Source organism: Klebsiella sp. JN_Kp121, assembly GCF_040062145.1.
GTDB lineage: Bacteria > Pseudomonadota > Gammaproteobacteria > Enterobacterales > Enterobacteriaceae > Klebsiella > Klebsiella aerogenes.
Genome location: NZ_JBEAHX010000036.1, coordinates 108,537 through 125,545, shown reverse-complemented (window position 1 = coordinate 125,545; position 17,009 = coordinate 108,537). Strand labels below are relative to the sequence as shown.

At 57.6% G+C, this 17,009-nt stretch carries 17 protein-coding genes and 1 tRNA gene; 7 read left to right on the top strand and 11 right to left on the bottom strand.

Annotated features, from left to right (window positions below; translation table 11 throughout):
• Positions 1–58: 58 nt before the first annotated feature.
• The 10 genes from ABLU86_RS23710 to mltB all read right to left on the bottom strand — a co-directional run bounded on the left by ABLU86_RS23710 (position 59) and on the right by mltB (position 10,114).
• Positions 59–151 (bottom strand) — tRNA-Ser (locus tag ABLU86_RS23710).
• Between the two features lie 337 nt (positions 152–488).
• On the bottom strand, positions 489–674 hold the full coding sequence (gene csrA, locus ABLU86_RS23705) for a carbon storage regulator CsrA (protein WP_000906486.1): 186 nt from the start codon (positions 672–674) through the stop codon (positions 489–491).
• A 363-nt stretch (positions 675–1,037) separates the two neighbouring features.
• Positions 1,038–3,665, bottom strand: coding sequence for an alanine--tRNA ligase (gene alaS / locus ABLU86_RS23700; RefSeq protein WP_015703239.1), 2,628 nt, complete (start codon positions 3,663–3,665; stop codon positions 1,038–1,040).
• A gap of 251 nt (positions 3,666–3,916) precedes the next feature.
• Complete coding sequence (recX, locus tag ABLU86_RS23695) at positions 3,917–4,417, bottom strand: recombination regulator RecX (protein WP_042894995.1); 501 nt, start codon at positions 4,415–4,417, stop codon at positions 3,917–3,919.
• Positions 4,418–4,487: 70 nt separating this feature from the next.
• Positions 4,488–5,546, bottom strand: a complete 1,059-nt coding sequence (gene recA / locus ABLU86_RS23690) for a recombinase RecA (protein WP_015370055.1) — start codon at positions 5,544–5,546, stop codon at positions 4,488–4,490.
• Between the two features lie 89 nt (positions 5,547–5,635).
• Positions 5,636–6,133 carry a nicotinamide-nucleotide amidase gene (pncC, locus tag ABLU86_RS23685; protein WP_063443393.1) on the bottom strand — a complete coding sequence of 166 codons (498 nt, stop codon included), beginning with the start codon at positions 6,131–6,133 and terminating at the stop codon, positions 5,636–5,638.
• Between the two features lie 138 nt (positions 6,134–6,271).
• Complete coding sequence (locus ABLU86_RS23680) at positions 6,272–7,150, bottom strand: metal ABC transporter substrate-binding protein (protein ID WP_348796359.1); 879 nt, start codon at positions 7,148–7,150, stop codon at positions 6,272–6,274.
• Positions 7,151–7,157: 7 nt separating this feature from the next.
• Entirely contained in the window at positions 7,158–8,021 is an 864-nt protein-coding gene (locus ABLU86_RS23675) for a metal ABC transporter permease (RefSeq protein ID WP_047466323.1), read from the bottom strand.
• Positions 8,018–8,728 (bottom strand): ATP-binding cassette domain-containing protein, encoded by a 711-nt coding sequence (locus ABLU86_RS23670; RefSeq protein WP_071844512.1) that lies wholly within the window; start codon positions 8,726–8,728, stop codon positions 8,018–8,020. Before ABLU86_RS23670 ends, ABLU86_RS23675 begins: the two co-directional genes overlap by 4 nt.
• 306 nt (positions 8,729–9,034) lie before the next feature.
• On the bottom strand, positions 9,035–10,114 hold the full coding sequence (gene mltB / locus ABLU86_RS23665; RefSeq protein ID WP_020078114.1) for a lytic murein transglycosylase B: 1,080 nt from the start codon (positions 10,112–10,114) through the stop codon (positions 9,035–9,037).
• A 276-nt stretch (positions 10,115–10,390) separates the two neighbouring features.
• Here mltB and ABLU86_RS23660 point away from each other — a divergent pair, with 276 nt between their 5' ends.
• The 7 genes from ABLU86_RS23660 to gutQ all read left to right on the top strand — a co-directional run bounded on the left by ABLU86_RS23660 (position 10,391) and on the right by gutQ (position 15,373).
• Positions 10,391–10,954: a PTS glucitol/sorbitol transporter subunit IIC gene (locus tag ABLU86_RS23660; RefSeq protein WP_020078113.1), complete on the top strand. Its 564-nt coding sequence runs from the start codon at positions 10,391–10,393 to the stop codon at positions 10,952–10,954.
• A complete protein-coding gene (locus ABLU86_RS23655) occupies positions 10,951–11,922 on the top strand; it encodes a PTS glucitol/sorbitol transporter subunit IIB (protein ID WP_047053616.1) in 972 nt (323 codons plus the stop codon). The genes ABLU86_RS23660 and ABLU86_RS23655 overlap by 4 nt, the downstream gene beginning before the upstream one ends.
• 13 nt (positions 11,923–11,935) lie before the next feature.
• Positions 11,936–12,298 carry a PTS glucitol/sorbitol transporter subunit IIA gene (srlB, locus tag ABLU86_RS23650; RefSeq protein WP_032715686.1) on the top strand — a complete coding sequence of 121 codons (363 nt, stop codon included), beginning with the start codon at positions 11,936–11,938 and terminating at the stop codon, positions 12,296–12,298.
• A 12-nt stretch (positions 12,299–12,310) separates the two neighbouring features.
• On the top strand, positions 12,311–13,090 hold the full coding sequence (srlD, locus tag ABLU86_RS23645) for a sorbitol-6-phosphate dehydrogenase (RefSeq protein ID WP_008806161.1): 780 nt from the start codon (positions 12,311–12,313) through the stop codon (positions 13,088–13,090).
• A gap of 124 nt (positions 13,091–13,214) precedes the next feature.
• On the top strand, positions 13,215–13,574 hold the full coding sequence (gene gutM, locus ABLU86_RS23640; protein WP_015370045.1) for a transcriptional regulator GutM: 360 nt from the start codon (positions 13,215–13,217) through the stop codon (positions 13,572–13,574).
• Positions 13,575–13,641: 67 nt separating this feature from the next.
• A complete protein-coding gene (locus ABLU86_RS23635; RefSeq protein ID WP_015370044.1) occupies positions 13,642–14,415 on the top strand; it encodes a DNA-binding transcriptional repressor in 774 nt (257 codons plus the stop codon).
• On the top strand, positions 14,408–15,373 hold the full coding sequence (gene gutQ, locus ABLU86_RS23630) for an arabinose-5-phosphate isomerase GutQ (protein ID WP_348796354.1): 966 nt from the start codon (positions 14,408–14,410) through the stop codon (positions 15,371–15,373). The genes ABLU86_RS23635 and gutQ overlap by 8 nt, the downstream gene beginning before the upstream one ends.
• On the opposite strand, the gene norR is transcribed toward gutQ, so the two are convergent.
• Complete coding sequence (norR, locus tag ABLU86_RS23625) at positions 15,336–16,886, bottom strand: nitric oxide reductase transcriptional regulator NorR (protein ID WP_015370042.1); 1,551 nt, start codon at positions 16,884–16,886, stop codon at positions 15,336–15,338. The genes gutQ and norR overlap by 38 nt on opposite strands.
• Between the last annotated feature and the right edge of the window lie 123 nt (positions 16,887–17,009).

The window sequence follows — 17,009 nt, the reverse complement described above, 5'->3', positions numbered from 1 at the left end:
CCTCCGACCGCTCGGTTCGTAGCCGAGTACTCTATCCAGCTGAGCTACGGATGCAAAATGGCGGTGAGGCGGGGATTCGAACCCCGGATGCAGCTTTTGACCGCATACTCCCTTAGCAGGGGAGCGCCTTCAGCCTCTCGGCCACCTCACCACACAACACGCCTCTTGCGAGTGCTTCGAAGAACTTGTTTCTGCTCTTCGTCGCTGCGATGGCGCACATATTACTTTCTGAGACTTATAAGTCAAACAATTTTTCGAGAGCTTTTTCCGTTTGCACACTTCACGCGCAATTAGCCTGCAAAAACGGCAAAAAGAGTATTTTATCAACAGGAAATAGCCCTTTACGGCCACTCAAAAGCGACAACGAAAAATGACGTACGGCGAATAAAAACAAAAGAGAGGATGTCGCGAGAGAAGAAACAGGAGAAGAAAAGAGAAAAACGACCGCCGGAGGGATGCGCCTCACAATAAAGCGAGGCGCGGAAAGCTTAGTAACTGGACTGCTGGGATTTTTCAGCCTGGATACGCTGGTAGATTTCTTCACGATGTACAGAGACTTCTTTAGGGGCGTTGACACCAATACGTACCTGGTTACCCTTAACCCCTAAAACTGTCACAGTGACCTCATCTCCAATCATGAGGGTCTCACCAACTCGACGAGTCAGAATCAGCATTCTTTGCTCCTTGAAAGATTAAAAGAGTCGGGTCTCTCGCATCCCGGCATTATCCATCATATAACGCCAAAAAGTAAGCGATGACAAACACCTCGCGGTGTAAGCAGTCACGGCATCACATTCTGTTAAACCTAAGTTTAGCCGATCTACACAACTTCAACCCGACTTTATCGTTATCAGTACTTATGACGCAAGGTGCCGTAACCCTCTGGTTACGGCACCTATACCCGTCATACTTCAAGTTGCATGTGTGTTGGCTTTCCTCGCTCACCCCAGTCACTTACTTGAGTAAGCTCCTGGGGATTCGCTGCGTCGCCGCCTTCCTGCAACTCGAATTATTTAGGGTAAATGCGTTTATAGTTATTACAGTTTTGCGCTGACCCAGCCTTTCACACTGGCTAACGCAGCAGGGAGAGCAGACGCATCGGTACCGCCGGCTTGCGCCATATCCGGACGACCGCCCCCTTTACCGCCCACCTGCTGGGCGACCATACCAACCAGCTCCCCTGCTTTCACGCGGTCTGTCACATCCTTAGACACACCTGCAATCAGAGAAACCTTACCATCCGCTACCGTAGCTAATACAACGACCGTCGAACCGAGCTGGTTTTTCAGATCATCAACCATGGTACGCAGCATTTTCGGCTCAACGCCGGCCAGCTCGCTGACCAGCAGCTTAACGCCGTTAATTTCTTCGGCTTTACTGGAGAGATTAGCGCTCTCCTGCGCTGCAGCCTGCTCTTTCAGCTGCTGCAGCTCTTTTTCCAACTGACGGGTACGCTCAAGCGCCGCGCGAACTTTATCGCCGATGCTGTGGCTATCGCCCTTCAGCAGCTGCGCGATATCACTGAGCTGATCGCTCTGCGCATGCAGGCTGGCAATCGCCCCTTCGCCGGTCACCGCTTCAATACGGCGCACGCCTGCGGCGGTACCGGATTCAGAGGTAATACGGAACAGGCCAATATCACCGGTACGCGCTGCGTGAGTACCGCCGCACAGCTCGGTGGAGAAATCGCCCATCCGCAGTACGCGAACGCGATCGTCGTATTTCTCGCCAAACAGCGCCATGGCGCCGGATTCACGCGCGGCATCGATATCCATAATATTGGTTTCGATAGCCAGGTTACGACGGATCTGCGCGTTGACCAGATCTTCTACCGCACGAATCTCTTCCGGCTTCATCGCTTCAAAATGCGAGAAGTCAAAACGCAGCGCTTTATCGTTAACCAGTGAGCCTTTCTGCGCCACGTGGGTACCGAGGACCTGGCGCAGCGCCGCGTGCATCAGGTGCGTCGCGGAGTGGTTGAGACGGATACGCTGACGGCGAGCCTGATCGACATCGGCCTGCACCGCGTCACCCACTTTCAGGGAACCGCTGGCAACTTTACCGATATGACCAATAGCCTGGCCGTACTTCTGCGTATCGCTGACCGCGAAGGAGAAGCCAGCGCCTTTCAGTTCGCCTTTATCACCTACCTGACCGCCGGATTCCGCATAGAACGGCGTCTGGTCAAGGACTACAACCGCATCCTGACCCGCGCTGACGCTATCAACCGCTTTGCCGTCGATGAACAGCGCAGTAACTTTGCCGTTCAGCTCCAGATGATCGTAGCCTTTAAATTCCGATGCGCCGTCAACGCGAATCATCGCGTTATAGTCAGCGCCGAAACCGCTGGACTCACGTGCGCGGCGGCGCTGCTCTTCCATCGCGGCTTCAAAGCCTGCTTCGTCAACCTTGATGTTGCGCTCGCGGCAGACATCCGCAGTCAGGTCAACCGGGAAGCCATAGGTGTCATACAGACGGAAGGCGGTTTCGCCGTCCAGCGTGTCGCCTTTAAGCTTCGACAGTTCCTCATCCAGCAGCGCCAGTCCGCGCTCCAGTGTGCGCGCAAACTGCTCTTCTTCGGTTTTCAGCACCTGCTCAACCAGAGCCTGCTGCTGTTTCAGCTCTTCACCGGCAGCGCCCATCACGTCGATAAGCGGAGCAACCAGTTTCCAGAAGAAGGTGTCTTTCGCGCCCAGCATGTTGCCGTGGCGAATCGCGCGGCGAATGATGCGACGCAGCACGTAGCCGCGGTTTTCATTCGACGGGATCACGCCATCAGCAATCAGGAATGCGCAGGAGCGAATGTGATCGGCAATAACGCGCAGCGACTTGTTAGTCAGATCGGTCGCGCCGGTGACTTTCGCCACGCTCGCAATCAGGTTGCGGAACAGGTCGATGTCATAGTTGGAATTAACGTGCTGCAGTACAGCGGCAATACGCTCCAGCCCCATACCGGTATCAACGGAAGGCTTCGGCAGCGGCTCCATGGTACCGTCAGCCTGACGGTTGAACTGCATGAAGACGATGTTCCAGATCTCAATGTAACGGTCACCATCTTCTTCCGGGCTTCCCGGAGGGCCGCCCCAGATGTGGTCGCCATGGTCAAAGAAGATTTCGGTGCATGGGCCGCACGGACCGGTATCGCCCATCTGCCAGAAGTTATCAGAAGCAAACGGCGCGCCTTTGTTGTCGCCGATGCGGATAATACGCTCGCGCGGAACGCCCACTTCATTGGCCCAGATGTCGAAAGCTTCGTCATCGGTCTCGTAAACGGTAACCCACAGTTTTTCTTTCGGCAGGGCGAACCAGTTCTCACCGGTCAGCAGTTCCCATGCGTATTTGATGGCATCCTGCTTGAAGTAATCGCCGAAGCTGAAGTTGCCCAGCATTTCGAAGAAGGTGTGGTGACGCGCGGTGTAACCGACGTTTTCCAGATCGTTGTGTTTACCGCCCGCACGCACGCAACGCTGCGCGGTGGTCGCGCGCGAATAATTACGTTTGTCGAGACCAAGGAAGACATCCTTGAACTGGTTCATCCCGGCGTTGGTAAACAGCAGGGTCGGATCGTTGTGCGGCACCAGGGAGCTGCTGGCAACTACCTGATGTCCCTTACTATGGAAAAAGTCGAGAAACGCCTGACGGATCTCAGCGGTGCTCTTGCTCATAATTATCCTGAAATCAAGCTACACTTCATCCTTCAAGTCGCCTCTGACCTGGCGGAACGTCCTCTCCCGGTAGTGAACTCACGTACGCCCCAGAAGCTGTTCTCTCTTGCCGCCGTGATGCAGCTTGAATGATTTTGTGTATAAGGAATAATCGCCCTGGACGCTGATTATGCAATCACAAGCAGCGGCCCGACGGAATAAAGTGGGAATAAGATAAGTTTTCTTTAGAGGGAAGTAAAATCCCCGATGGGTCAATCTGCAAAATTTCGCCAGATTTCCTGGATATCTTCCATCAGATAGCCGCGGTACAGCAAAAATCGCTGGATTTTAACTTTTTCAGTAAAGGCGGTAGGTAACGGTTCGCCGTATTTACGCTGCGCCTGCTCTTTGGCCAGCGCCGCCCAGTCGATTTCACACTCGCGCATCGCGCTTTCTATGTCGCTGCGGCCAATGCCCTTTTGATTCAACTCCTGGCGGATACGTGCCGGCCCATAGCCCTTGCGGCTCCGGCTGGCAATAAACTGGCGTACAAAACGCTGGTCATCAAGATAGCGGTTTTCCAGGCACCAGCCGACAACCTGTTCGAGCTCTTCCGGCGTGATGTCCAGCTTTTCAGGGCCGTTTTTACTCATTACCGGCGCCGCCAGCTTACGCCGCAGCTCCTGTTCGCTATGATCGCGCATCGCCAGAATACGAATTGCGCGATCCAACAGACGCGCATAGCCGGAGCGGCGTGGTGAAGTCTCAGTCACAGGCACCTCGATAATCTAAGAAAAGCAAAAGGGCCGCATCAGCAGCCCTTTGTCACTCTTTTAGACGATATCAGAAATCTTGTTCGGTTTCTTCTGCGTCGTTGCCGTCAACCGCGAAGTCCGGCGTGGAGTCCTGGTTGTTGAGCAGCAGTTCGCGAACCTTCTTCTCAATTTCTTTCGCCGCCGCCGGGTTATCTTTCAGCCAGGAGATTGCGTTCGCTTTACCCTGACCGATTTTGTCGCCGTTGTAGCTATACCAGGCGCCCGCTTTTTCAATCAGCTTCTCTTTCACGCCGAGGTCAACCAGCTCGCCGAAGAAGTTGATGCCTTCACCGTAGAGGATCTGGAATTCAGCCTGTTTGAACGGCGCGGCGATTTTGTTTTTCACCACTTTCACGCGGGTTTCGCTGCCGACAACGTTGTCGCCCTCTTTCACCGCGCCGATGCGGCGAATGTCCAGACGCACGGAAGCGTAGAACTTCAGCGCGTTACCACCGGTGGTGGTTTCCGGGTTACCGAACATCACGCCGATTTTCATACGGATCTGGTTGATGAAGATCAGCAGAGTGTTGGACTGCTTCAGGTTACCAGCCAGTTTACGCATCGCCTGGCTCATCATACGCGCCGCGAGGCCCATGTGAGAGTCGCCGATTTCGCCTTCGATTTCCGCCTTCGGCGTCAGCGCCGCCACGGAGTCGACGACGATAACGTCTACCGCGCCGGAACGCGCCAGCGCGTCACAGATTTCCAGCGCCTGCTCGCCGGTATCCGGCTGGGAGCACAGCAGGTTGTCGATATCAACGCCCAGCTTGCGGGCATATACCGGATCCAGCGCGTGTTCGGCATCGATGAACGCACAGGTTTTGCCTTCACGCTGCGCTGCGGCGATAACCTGCAGCGTCAGGGTAGTTTTACCCGATGATTCCGGCCCGTAGATCTCAACGATACGGCCCATTGGCAGACCGCCTGCGCCGAGCGCGATATCCAGAGAAAGCGAACCGGTGGAGATGGTTTCCACGTCCATGGAACGGTCTTCACCCAGGCGCATGATGGAGCCTTTACCGAATTGCTTTTCGATCTGGCCCAGTGCTGCCGCCAACGCTTTCTGTTTGTTTTCGTCGATCGCCATTGTTACTCCTGTCATGCGAGGTGAAGCGCGTTCGCTTCGCCGTTAATATTTGTTCAGTTGAGGCAATTATACTGTATGGTCATACAGTATCAAGTATTTTGTAGAAATTGTTGCCAGAGCAGATTTAACGCATAGGCCGTCGCCTGACGACGCACCGCTTCGCGGTCTCCGGCAAAGCATTCGCGGCGGGTCACGCCCTGCCCGTTCGCACAGGCGACGCCGAACCACACGGTGCCGACGGGCTTCTCCGCGCTGCCGCCGTCCGGGCCGGCGATACCGCTGACCGATACCGCATAGGTGGCGCGCGCCGCGCGTAGCGCGCCAATTGCCATCTCGACAACCACTGGTTCGCTCACCGCGCCGTTATCCAGTAACGTCACTTCGCTCACGCCAATCATCTGCGATTTGGCTTCGTTGCTATAGGTCACGAAACCGCGCTCAAACCACGCTGAGCTACCGGCAATATCGGTCAGCGCTTTGGCTATCCAGCCGCCGGTGCAGGACTCCGCGGTGGTCACCGTCGCGCCCTGCGCTTTCAGCGCCAGCCCAACCTGTTCGCTTAGCTGCGTTAATTCTGAATCGGTCATTTTCGCCCCGCTTAAGCCAGATAAAGAGGCCATCAAAGATAGCACTTTCGGCAGAGATATGGGGACGAGCTGGTGATTTTACGAGGGGGGATCCAAAAATGGGCCGTCCCGCTGCAACCAGGACGACCAGACAACCCGTTACTTCATACTATTGACGATGAGCTCGACGTTATGGCGCAGCATTTTAACGTAGCTATCGGCCACGCCGCCCGGCTTAGACAGCGCTTCCGGATAGAGTTCGCCGCCCGGTTGCGCTCCCGTCGCGCCAGCGATTTGCTGCACCAGACGCGGGTCCAGCTGGTTCTCCATAAACCAGGTATGCACGCCATCGGCTTTGATTTGCTTAATCAACGCCGCCACCTGCGCCGCGCTGGCTTCGCTCTCGGATGAGAGTCCCTGCGGCGCGAGGAACGTCACGTTGTAAGCGCGGCCAAAATAGCCGAAAGCATCATGGCTGGTCAGCACTTTACGCTTCGCCTGCGGGATGGCGCTAAACTGCGCCTTCGCCCAGCCGTCAATTGCCGTCAGCTGCTCGATATAACGCTTACCGCTGCTCTGGAGCGCCGTTTTATCCTGCGGGTCGGCTTTCACCAGGCCATCAAGGATATTCTGCGCGTACAACGCGCCATTAGCGGCGCTATTCCAGGCGTGCGGATCGGTCACCGTTTTACCGTCTTCATCAAGGGTATGCGTCTTAACCCCTTTTGACGCCACCACTAATTCGCCCTTAAAACCGGACGCTTTCACCAGCCGAACCAGCCACCCTTCCAGACCAAGCCCGTTGACCACCACCACGTCGGCTTTGCTGAGCAGCGCGCTATCCTTCGGTGAAGGTTCAAAGGTGTGCGGATCGCCATCCGGCCCTACCAGCGTATCGACATGAACATGCTCGCCGCCGACCTGCTGCACCATATCGCCCAGCACCGAAAAGCTGCTTACCACGTTCAGCGTTTTTGCTATCGCCCCCTGCGCCATCAGCCCCACGGCTAACGCCATCACCACTGCACTTCGTTTCATCATTTCCTTACCCCATTAATTTGCGCCAGCCAACGACCAGCCGGCTGTGCGTGCCAAAAAACACTGAAATAAAAAACAGTACGCTGGCGGTCAGCACGATGGCGGGCCCGGCGGGTAAATTCACTGCCCACGAAAGGCTCAATCCCATCCAGGCGCAAAACGCGCCGATCGCCGCCGCCAGCAACAAAATGCCCGGCAGCGTTCGTGCCCAGCAGCGCGCCGCTACCGCGGGCAACATCATCAGCCCTACCGCCATTAGCGTGCCGAGCACCTGGAACCCCGCCACCAGATTCAGTACCAATAGCGCGAGAAACAGGCCGTGCAGCAGCGCCGGTAGCCGCCGCGCGTTGACCTGTAGCCAGGCGCTATCGAACGCCTCGCTGACCAGCCCGCGATAAAACAGCGCAATGCACAGCAGCGTCAGGCTCGCCACGCCGGTGACAAAGAACGCCGCGTCGCTATCCACCGCCAGAATCGAACCGAACAGCAGGTGCAGCAGATCGACGCTGGAGCCGCGCAGCGAGACCAGCGTGACGCCAAGCGCCAGCGAGCCGAGGTAAAACCCGGCAAAACTGGCGTCCTCTTTCAGCGGCGTTCGCCGACTGACCCACCCCGCCACCAGCGCCACCGCGATCCCGGCGATAAATCCGCCAACGCTCATCGCCAGCAGCGACATGCCGTTAAGGAGATAACCCGCCGCCACTCCCGGCAGAATGGCGTGCGACAGCGCATCGCCCATCAGGCTCATCCGTCGCAGCAGCAATAGCACGCCTAACATGGTGGTGCTCAGCGACAGCGCGAAGCACACCACCAGCGCCCGGCGCATAAAGCCAAATTCAATAAAAGGTTGAAAAAAGGTATGCCAGATCATGCCTGCCTCGCGGTGTTGAAGGCGGGAAGCACGCTTGACGTCTCGCCCCAGCGCGCGTACTGGGGTTCAAGTAGCAGCGTCTCGGGAAAGAAATCGGCCACGCACTGGTTATCGTGCAGCACCGCCAGTATCGTTTGCCCCTGGCGGTGCATATCGACGATAAGCGCCATCAGCTCGCGGCTGGTGGCCTCATCGACGCCGGTAAACGGCTCGTCCAACATCACCAGCGGCGCCTGTTGCACCATCACCCTGGCAAAGAGCATGCGCTGGAACTGGCCGCCCGAGAGCTCTTCAATCGGCGTATTGGCCATCGCGCTGAGCCCAACCCGCTCCAGCGCCGCCGCGATGCGCCGACGCTCGCCGCCGCCCAGACCGCGCAGCAGCGAGACCCGCGGCCAGGCCCCCTGGCTGACGACATCGCGCACCAGCAGCGGAAACTGTGATTCCAGGGCATGGCGCTGCGCCAGCCAGCCGACCACGGGCCGCCCTTTGCGCCAGTTAAGCCGTCCGCTAACCGGCGGAATAAATCCAGCCAGCGTTTTCAGCAGCGTCGATTTACCGCAGCCATTAAGCCCGACAATCGCCGTCAGGCTTCCCGCCGCAATCACGCCGCTCATCGCCGGAGTGATTGCCATGCCTTCATACCCGGCAACCAGATGATCCAACTCAATCATGGCAGCGCCACCGCCCACCATGTTGCCAGCCATAGCGCCGCCAGCAGTCCGCAGGCGATTGCCACGCGCGCCGCGCCGGATGCCATAAAAACCGATGTGAACATATTCCCGCCCCAATAAAATGTTATAACATAACAATATGGGATTCAGAAAAGAATGTAAATCTGCGTCAGCGAGAGGAAATGTAACAAAGGTCAACAAAAGGCATGCAGAAGGGAAAAAAACGGATGGATAAGCGCGGCGTCCCGGGGCTACCAACCGGATACCAGAACGTAGCCCGGATAAGGCGCTACGCGCCGCCATCCGGGGAACTCGAAATATGTCGGCTGGATGAAAGGATCAATAACCGCCGCGGGCCTGCGAAACCGCCAGCCCCAGCTGCCAGACAGCCATCGCGTAGTGGGTGCTGTGGTTATATCGGGTGATAGTGTAGAAGTTCGGCAGACCATACCAGTACTGGTACCCGGTGCCGATATCCAGCCGCAGCAGACTGGCCTGCTGATGGTTGCCAAGCGGCTGCGTTGGGGTTAATCCCGCCGCCGACAGCTGTGAAACGCTGTATTTGGTTTTAAAGCCGTTATCCAGACCCGGCGCCTGGCCCAGCGCCTGCACCGCGACGGTATCGCCGCTCACCCAACCGTGCTGTTTAAAGTAGTTCGCCACGCTACCGATGGCATCAACCGGATCCCACAGGTTGATATGACCGTCGCCGTTGAAGTCCACCGCGTATTGCTTATACGACGACGGCATAAACTGGCCGTAGCCCATCGCGCCGGCAAAGGAGCCTTTCAGATCCAGCGGGTCATCGCTTTCGCTGCGCGCCATCAGCAGGAAAGTTTCCAGCTCAGAGGAGAAGTATTCAGCGCGGCGCGGATAGTTAAACGACAGCGTCGCCAGCGCATCGAGGATGCGGGTTTTGCCCATCACCCGGCCCCAACGGGTTTCCACGCCGATAATGCCGACGATGATTTCCGGCGGTACGCCGTAGACCTGATACGCGCGGTTCAGCGCGTCCTGATACTGGTTCCAGAACACCACGCCGTTCTGCACGTTATCCGGCGTAATAAACTGTTTCTTATAGCGTAACCAGGCGCCGTTTGGCCCGGTCGGCGGCAACCCGCTCGGCGCCTGGCGATCCATCAGCCGCAGCACGTAGTCCAGGCGCTTAGCCTGCGACAGGATCTCCTGGAGCTGCTGTCTATCGAAGCCGTGCTTCGCCACCATCTTATCGATGAACTGCGCCGCCGCTGGGTTATTGGCGAAATCGCCGCCCATCTGCATCACGTTATGCTGCGGTTCCAGCAAAAAGCCGCCGGTTCCGCTCGCCATCTCCGCTTCCGCGGGGGTCTTAGGTTTGCTGCTGCAGGCAGCCAGAAGTGCACATAAAGGGAGTAAAGCCAGATAGCGACGCTTCAACATGGGAATTCCATTTAACAAAATCGGCAAAGGGTAATTATGGTAAAGCATGCGCCCGCCAACAAGGAAGCGGCAATACATTTGCAGACAAAATAGTCCTTTTTTTGCACGTTCTCCGAGTTCGATCCGCACGTTAATTTTTTCACTCATCGCGCACAAACTTTCAAAATAAAATATTTATCTTTCATTTTGCGATCAATTTAACACTTTTAAACCTTTCAAAGTGATTAAAATCAGCCTCCAGTTAGCAAGAAAAATAACACGCTGAAGGAGAGAACAATGATTGAAATCGTTACCCACGGCGCTGAGTGGTTCATCGGCCTGTTTCAGAAAGGCGGCGAGGTGTTTACCGGTATGGTGACCGGGATCCTGCCGCTGCTGATAAGCCTGCTGGTGATCATGAACGCGCTGATCAACTTTATCGGCCAGCAGCGGATCGAAAAGCTGGCGCAGCGCTGCGCCGGCAACCCGCTTACCCGTTACCTGCTGTTGCCCTGCATCGGTACCTTTGTCTTCTGCAACCCCATGACCTTAAGCCTTGGCCGCTTTATGCCGGAGAAATACAAACCGAGCTACTACGCGGCGGCCTCCTATAGCTGTCATTCGATGAACGGGCTGTTTCCGCACATCAACCCCGGCGAGCTGTTTGTCTATCTCGGCATCGCCAACGGCCTCACCACGCTGGGCCTGCCGCTTGGCCCGCTGGCGGTGAGCTACCTGCTGGTTGGCCTGGTAACCAACTTCTTCCGCGGCTGGGTCACCGACCTGACCACCTCTATTTTCGAAAGAAAAATGGCGATTCAACTTGACCAGAAAGTGCATCTGTCAGGAGCGACATCATGACCCGTATTCGTATTGAAAAAGGAACCGGCGGTTGGGGCGGCCCGCTTGAACTCGACGTTGTTGAGGGCAAAAAGATTGTCTATATCACCGCAGGCACCCGCCCGGCGATCGTCGATACGCTCGCCAGCCTGACCGGCTGGCAGGCGGTTGATGGATTTAAAGAAGGTGAACCGGCGGAAAGCGAAATTGGCCTCGCCATTATTGACTGCGGCGGCACCCTGCGCTGCGGCCTCTACCCGAAGCGCCGTATTCCGACTATCAACATCCACGCCACCGGTAAATCCGGGCCGCTGGCGCAGTATATCGTCGAAGATATTTACGTCTCCGGAGTCAAAGAAGAGAACATCAAACTGCTGGAAGATGGCGGCGAGACGGCAGTGCAACCACTCCCCGCCGCGGGCCGCGATTACGATACCAGCAAGAAGATTACCGAACAGAGCGACGGCCTGCTGGCTAAGGTCGGGATGGGGATGGGTTCAGTGGTCGCGGTGCTGTTCCAGGCCGGGCGTGACACCATTGATACGGTGCTGAAAACCATTCTGCCGTTTATGGCCTTCGTCTCGGCGCTGATCGGCATCATCATGGCCTCCGGCATCGGCGACTGGATTGCCCACGGCCTGGCGCCGCTCGCCAGCCATCCGCTGGGGCTGGTGACGCTGGCGCTGATCTGCTCCTTCCCGCTGTTATCGCCGTTTCTCGGCCCCGGCGCGGTGATAGCCCAGGTGATCGGCGTGCTGATTGGCGTCCAGATCGGCCTTGGCAACATTCCACCGCATCTCGCCCTGCCCGCGCTGTTTGCCATTAATGCCCAGGCCGCCTGCGATTTTATCCCGGTAGGCCTGTCGCTGGCCGAAGCCCGTCAGGATACCGTACGCGTCGGCGTGCCGTCGGTGCTGGTCAGCCGCTTCCTCACCGGCGCGCCAACCGTGCTGATCGCGTGGTTCGTTTCCGGATTTATTTACCAATAAGAGGTTCCTGAAGATGACCGTCATTTACCACACCACTATTACCCGTATCGGCGCCAGCGCGGCGACAGCGCTGGAAGAACAGATGCTCATTACCTTCCGCGAGGGCGCCCCGGCGGATATCGAAGAGTATTGCTTTATTCACAGCCACGGCGAGCTGTGCGGCGAGCTGCGCCCGGGCGCAGAGCTACAGCTCGGCGATCGGCATTATCCGGTGACCGCCGTCGGCGAGGTCGCCGAGCAAAACCTGCGCGAGCTGGGCCACATCACCCTGCGCTTTGACGGCCATCGTCAGGCGGAGTTTCCCGGAACCGTTCACGTCGCGGGCCCGGTACCGGACGCCATCGCGACCGGCTGTGTACTGAAATTTGTTGCTTAGAAGGAGAGAAAGATGAATCAGGTTGCTGTTGTCATAGGTGGCGGACAAACCTTAGGAGAGTTTCTGTGCCGCGGTCTGGCCGCCGAGGGCTACCGCGTGGCGGTGGTCGATATCCAAAGTGAAAAAGCCAGCCGCGTCGCCCAGGAGATCAACGCTGAATATGGCGAAGGTACGGCATACGGCTTCGGCGCCGACGCCACCAGCGAAGCCAGCGTCACGGCGCTGGCTCACGGCGTGGATGAGATTTTCACGCGCGTCGATCTCCTGGTCTACAGCGCCGGTATCGCTAAGGCCGCCTTTATTAGCGACTTCGCGCTGGGCGATTTTGACCGCTCGCTGCAGGTCAACCTGGTGGGCTATTTCCTCTGCGCCCGCGAGTTCTCACGGCTGATGATCCGCGATGGCATTAAAGGTCGCATCATTCAGATCAACTCGAAATCCGGCAAAGTCGGCAGTAAGCATAACTCAGGCTATAGCGCGGCGAAGTTCGGCGGCGTCGGGCTGACCCAGTCGCTGGCGCTGGATCTGGCGGAATACGGCATTACCGTGCATTCGCTGATGCTCGGCAATCTGTTGAAATCACCGATGTTCCAGTCGCTGCTGCCGCAGTACGCCACCAAGCTCGGCATTGATGAGAGCGAAGTCGAGCAGTACTACATCGATAAGGTGCCGTTGAAACGCGGCTGCGATTACCAGGATGTGCTGAACGTGTTGATGTTTTACGCCAGCCCGCAGGCATCGTACTGCACCGGGCAGTCGATTAACGTCACCGGCGGCCAGGTGATGTTTTAAAAGGTTCCCGGATGGCGCTGCGCTTATCCGGGCAACAAAACTGTAGGTCGGGTAAGGCGTCAGCCGCCACCCGACAAAAAACGGTACCCGGGTTGTACCCGGCATCACACCTTCAGGAGACATTATGGTTACCGCACTCATTACCGTCGCCGCTATTGCCTGGCTTTGCCAACTGGCGTTCGGCGGCTGGCAGATCCGCCGCTTCAATCGCGCCTTTGATCGCCTTTGCCAGCAGGGCCGCGTCGGCGTCGGCCGCTCCTCCGGGCGCTTTAAACCGCGCGCGATTGTCGCTATCGCCGTCGATGAAAACGATCGTATTTGCGATACGCTGTTGATGAAGGGACTCACCGTCTTCGCCAGTCCGCAAAAAATCCCCACGCTTAGCGGTAAACATCTCGAGGAATTGCAGCCTGATGTGATCTTTCCCAATGATCCGCTCTGTCAGAATGCACTATCATTAGCGCTTAATCCGAAACATGCATAATTTCGTTGTGAAAGTTAATATCTTGCGAAATTATCACTTCGAAACTTAAACGCAGGATACAACGCCTATGAAACCACGTCAGCGCCAGGCAGCCATTCTCGAGTACCTGCAATCGCAGGGCAAATGCTCGGTCGAAGAGCTGGCGCAACACTTCGACACCACCGGCACCACTATCCGTAAGGATCTGGTGATACTGGAGAATGCCGGGACCGTCATCCGCACCTACGGCGGCGTAGTGTTAAATAAAGACGAGGCCGACCCGCCTATCGACCACAAGACGCTGATCAACACCCACAAGAAAGCGCAGATTGCCGAGGCCGCCGTGCGATACATCCACGATGGCGATTCACTTATCCTCGACGCCGGCAGCACCGTGCTGCAGATGGTGCCGCTGCTGAGCCGCTTCAATAACATCACGGTGATGACCAACAGCCTGCATATCGTCAACGCGCTTTCCGAGCTCGATAACGAGCAGACCATCCTGATGCCGGGCGGCACCTTCCGTAAAAAATCGGCCTCTTTTCACGGCCAACTGGCGGAAAACGCCTTCGAACAATTCAGCTTCGACAAGCTGTTTATGGGCACCGACGGCATTGATCTGGTCGCGGGCGTCACCACCTTTAACGAGGTCTATACCGTAAGTAAGGCGATGTGTAACGCCGCCCGCGAAGTGATCCTGATGGCCGACTCATCCAAGTTTGGCCGTAAAAGTCCCAACATTGTCTGCGGCCTTGAACGCGTGGATAAATTGATTACCGATGCCGATATTGACCCTGAATTCCAGCGGGCGCTGGAAGCCAAAGGTATTGAAGTCATTATTACTGGAGAACATCATGAGTAACTTTTTGTTAGAGGCCGGACGCCAGACCCTGATGCTTGAGCTGCAGGAGGCGAGCCGCCTGCCGGAACGCCTGGGCGACGACTTCATCCGCGCGGCGGAAACCATTATCCACTGCGAGGGCAAACTGATTGTCTCCGGTATCGGTAAATCCGGCCACATCGGTAAAAAGCTGGCGGCAACCTTCGCCAGCACCGGCACCCCGGCCTTTTTCGTCCATCCGGCGGAAGCCCTGCACGGCGATCTCGGTATGCTCGATAGCCGCGACGTGATGCTGTTTATCTCCTACTCCGGTAGCGCGAAAGAGCTGGATCTCATCGTGCCGCGGCTGGAAGAGAAATCCATTCCGCTGCTGGCGATGACCGGCAAATCCACCTCGCCGCTGGCGCTGGCGGCGAAAGCGGTGCTGGATATCGCCGTGGAGCGCGAAGCCTGCCCGATGCATCTGGCGCCGACCTCCAGCACCGTCAACACGCTGATGCTGGGCGACGCGCTGGCGATGGCGGTGATGCAGGCGCGCGGTTTCAATGAAGAAGATTTCGCCCGTTCCCACCCGGCGGGCGCCCTCGGCGCGCGTCTGCTGAACAAAGTGCATCACCTGATGCGCCGCGACGAAGAAGTGCCGCGGGTCAATGCCGAGGCCAACGTCATGGACGCCATGCTTGAACTAAGCCGAACCGGGCTCGGCCTGGTGGCGGTCTGCGATGAAGCCAACCGCGTGCAGGGCGTTTTCACCGACGGCGACCTGCGCCGCTGGCTGGTTGCTGGCGGTACGCTCAACGATAGCGTCACTCGGGCGATGACCCGCAACGGCGTAACGCTGCAGGCGGAAAGCCGCGCGGTGGAAGCCAAAGAGTGGCTGATGAAACACAAAATCAGCGCCGCGCCGGTCGTGGATGAAAACGGCCAACTGGTCGGCGCCATCAACCTGCAGAACTTTTACCAGGCAGGGATCCTTTAAGCCCCAGTCGTTTCGCCAGCCGATGCAGGTTGGCGACGTCCAGCTCCAGCGCACGGGCGGTCGCCGCCCAGTTGCGCTGGTTCGCCTCCAGGGCGCGGCTAATCGCTTCTCGCTGAAAAGAGTCAGTCGCCTCGCGCAAATTGACGTTTTCCGTCGCCGGCGCCGCTGCCGCCGTCTCAGTCGGCAACATCGGCGCCGTCACCGCAAACTGGAAATGCTGCGGCTCCAGTACCACTTCATCACCGGCCTGGGTGGCCCGCGCCAGCACCACCGCCCGGTGAATAGCATGCTCCAGTTCGCGCACGTTGCCCGGCCAGGACCACTGCTGCAGCCTGTTTCGCGCCGCCTCAGCCAAAATGACCCGCGCCAGCCCCATCCGCAGGCGGCACTGCTCACAGAAATAGCCCGCCAGCAGCACCACATCGTTCTCCCGTTCGCGTAGCGCCGGAACCGACAGCGGGAAGACGCTCAGCCGATGGTACAGATCGGCGCGAAAGCGCCCTTCCACCACCTCCTGGCGCAGATCGCGGTTCGTCGCCGCCAGCACCCGCACATCGACCCGCAGGCTGCGGTCATCGCCGACGCGCTGAATATCGCCATACTGCAACACGCGCAGCAGCTTCGCCTGCAACGCCAGCGACAGTTCGCCGATTTCATCAAGGAACAGGGTGCCGTTATCAGCCATCTCAAATTTACCGCTGCGGTTGCTGATAGCCCCGGTAAATGCCCCTTTAACATGGCCGAACAGCTCGCTCTCCGCCACGCTTTCCGGCAGCGCCGCGCAGTTGAGATAGACCAGCGGATTGGCGGCTCGCGGCGATCCCTGGTGCACCGCCTTCGCCACCAGCTCTTTACCGGTGCCGGTTTCGCCGCTTATCAACACGTTTAAATCCGAGGCGGCGACGATATCGATCTCTTTTTTCAGCTGCAGCATGGGCGCCGACAGGCCGATAATCTCCTGACGCTCAGGCTGCGCGTCATTCACCGGTTGCACCGGCAACACATTTTGCGCCTCTAGGCGGGCGATGAGCAGCGCGTTATTCAAGGCGCCAGCCACCAGCGCGGCAATCAGCCGCAGCTCTTCATCGCTGAAACTATCGAAACGATCGGCATCCATACCATCAAGGGTCAGCGCGCCAATCAGCGTCTGTCCGGCAAACAGCGGCAGGCCAACGCAGGCGTGAACCTTCAGGCTCTCATGACCGGGGATCAGCCCGTCGTAGGGGTCAGGCAAATCGCTATCCGCCGGGAAGCGCACCACATCCCCGGCGCGCGCAATCGCCTCAAGCCGCGGGTGTCCTTCCAGGGCAAAGCGCCGACCGAGCACATCCTGCGCCAGGCCATCGATCGCCAGCGGCACAAACTGATGCGCCTCATAGCGCAGCAGCGCCGAGGCATCGCAGCCGAGGATCTGCCGCAGGGTAGTAATCAGGCGCGAAAAACGGTCGGCATGACCGATATCGCTTTGTAAATCAATGGCGATTCTCGCCAACTCGTCGACGGAAAAACTCATTGCCGCTCCATTGTCATTGTGACAATACACATTGTCATAACGACTATTTTAATCATTGTCATTTTGACAGCAACTAAAATCAGAAAAAATTAAAAATAGCTAATTATCAATGAATTAAAAAGT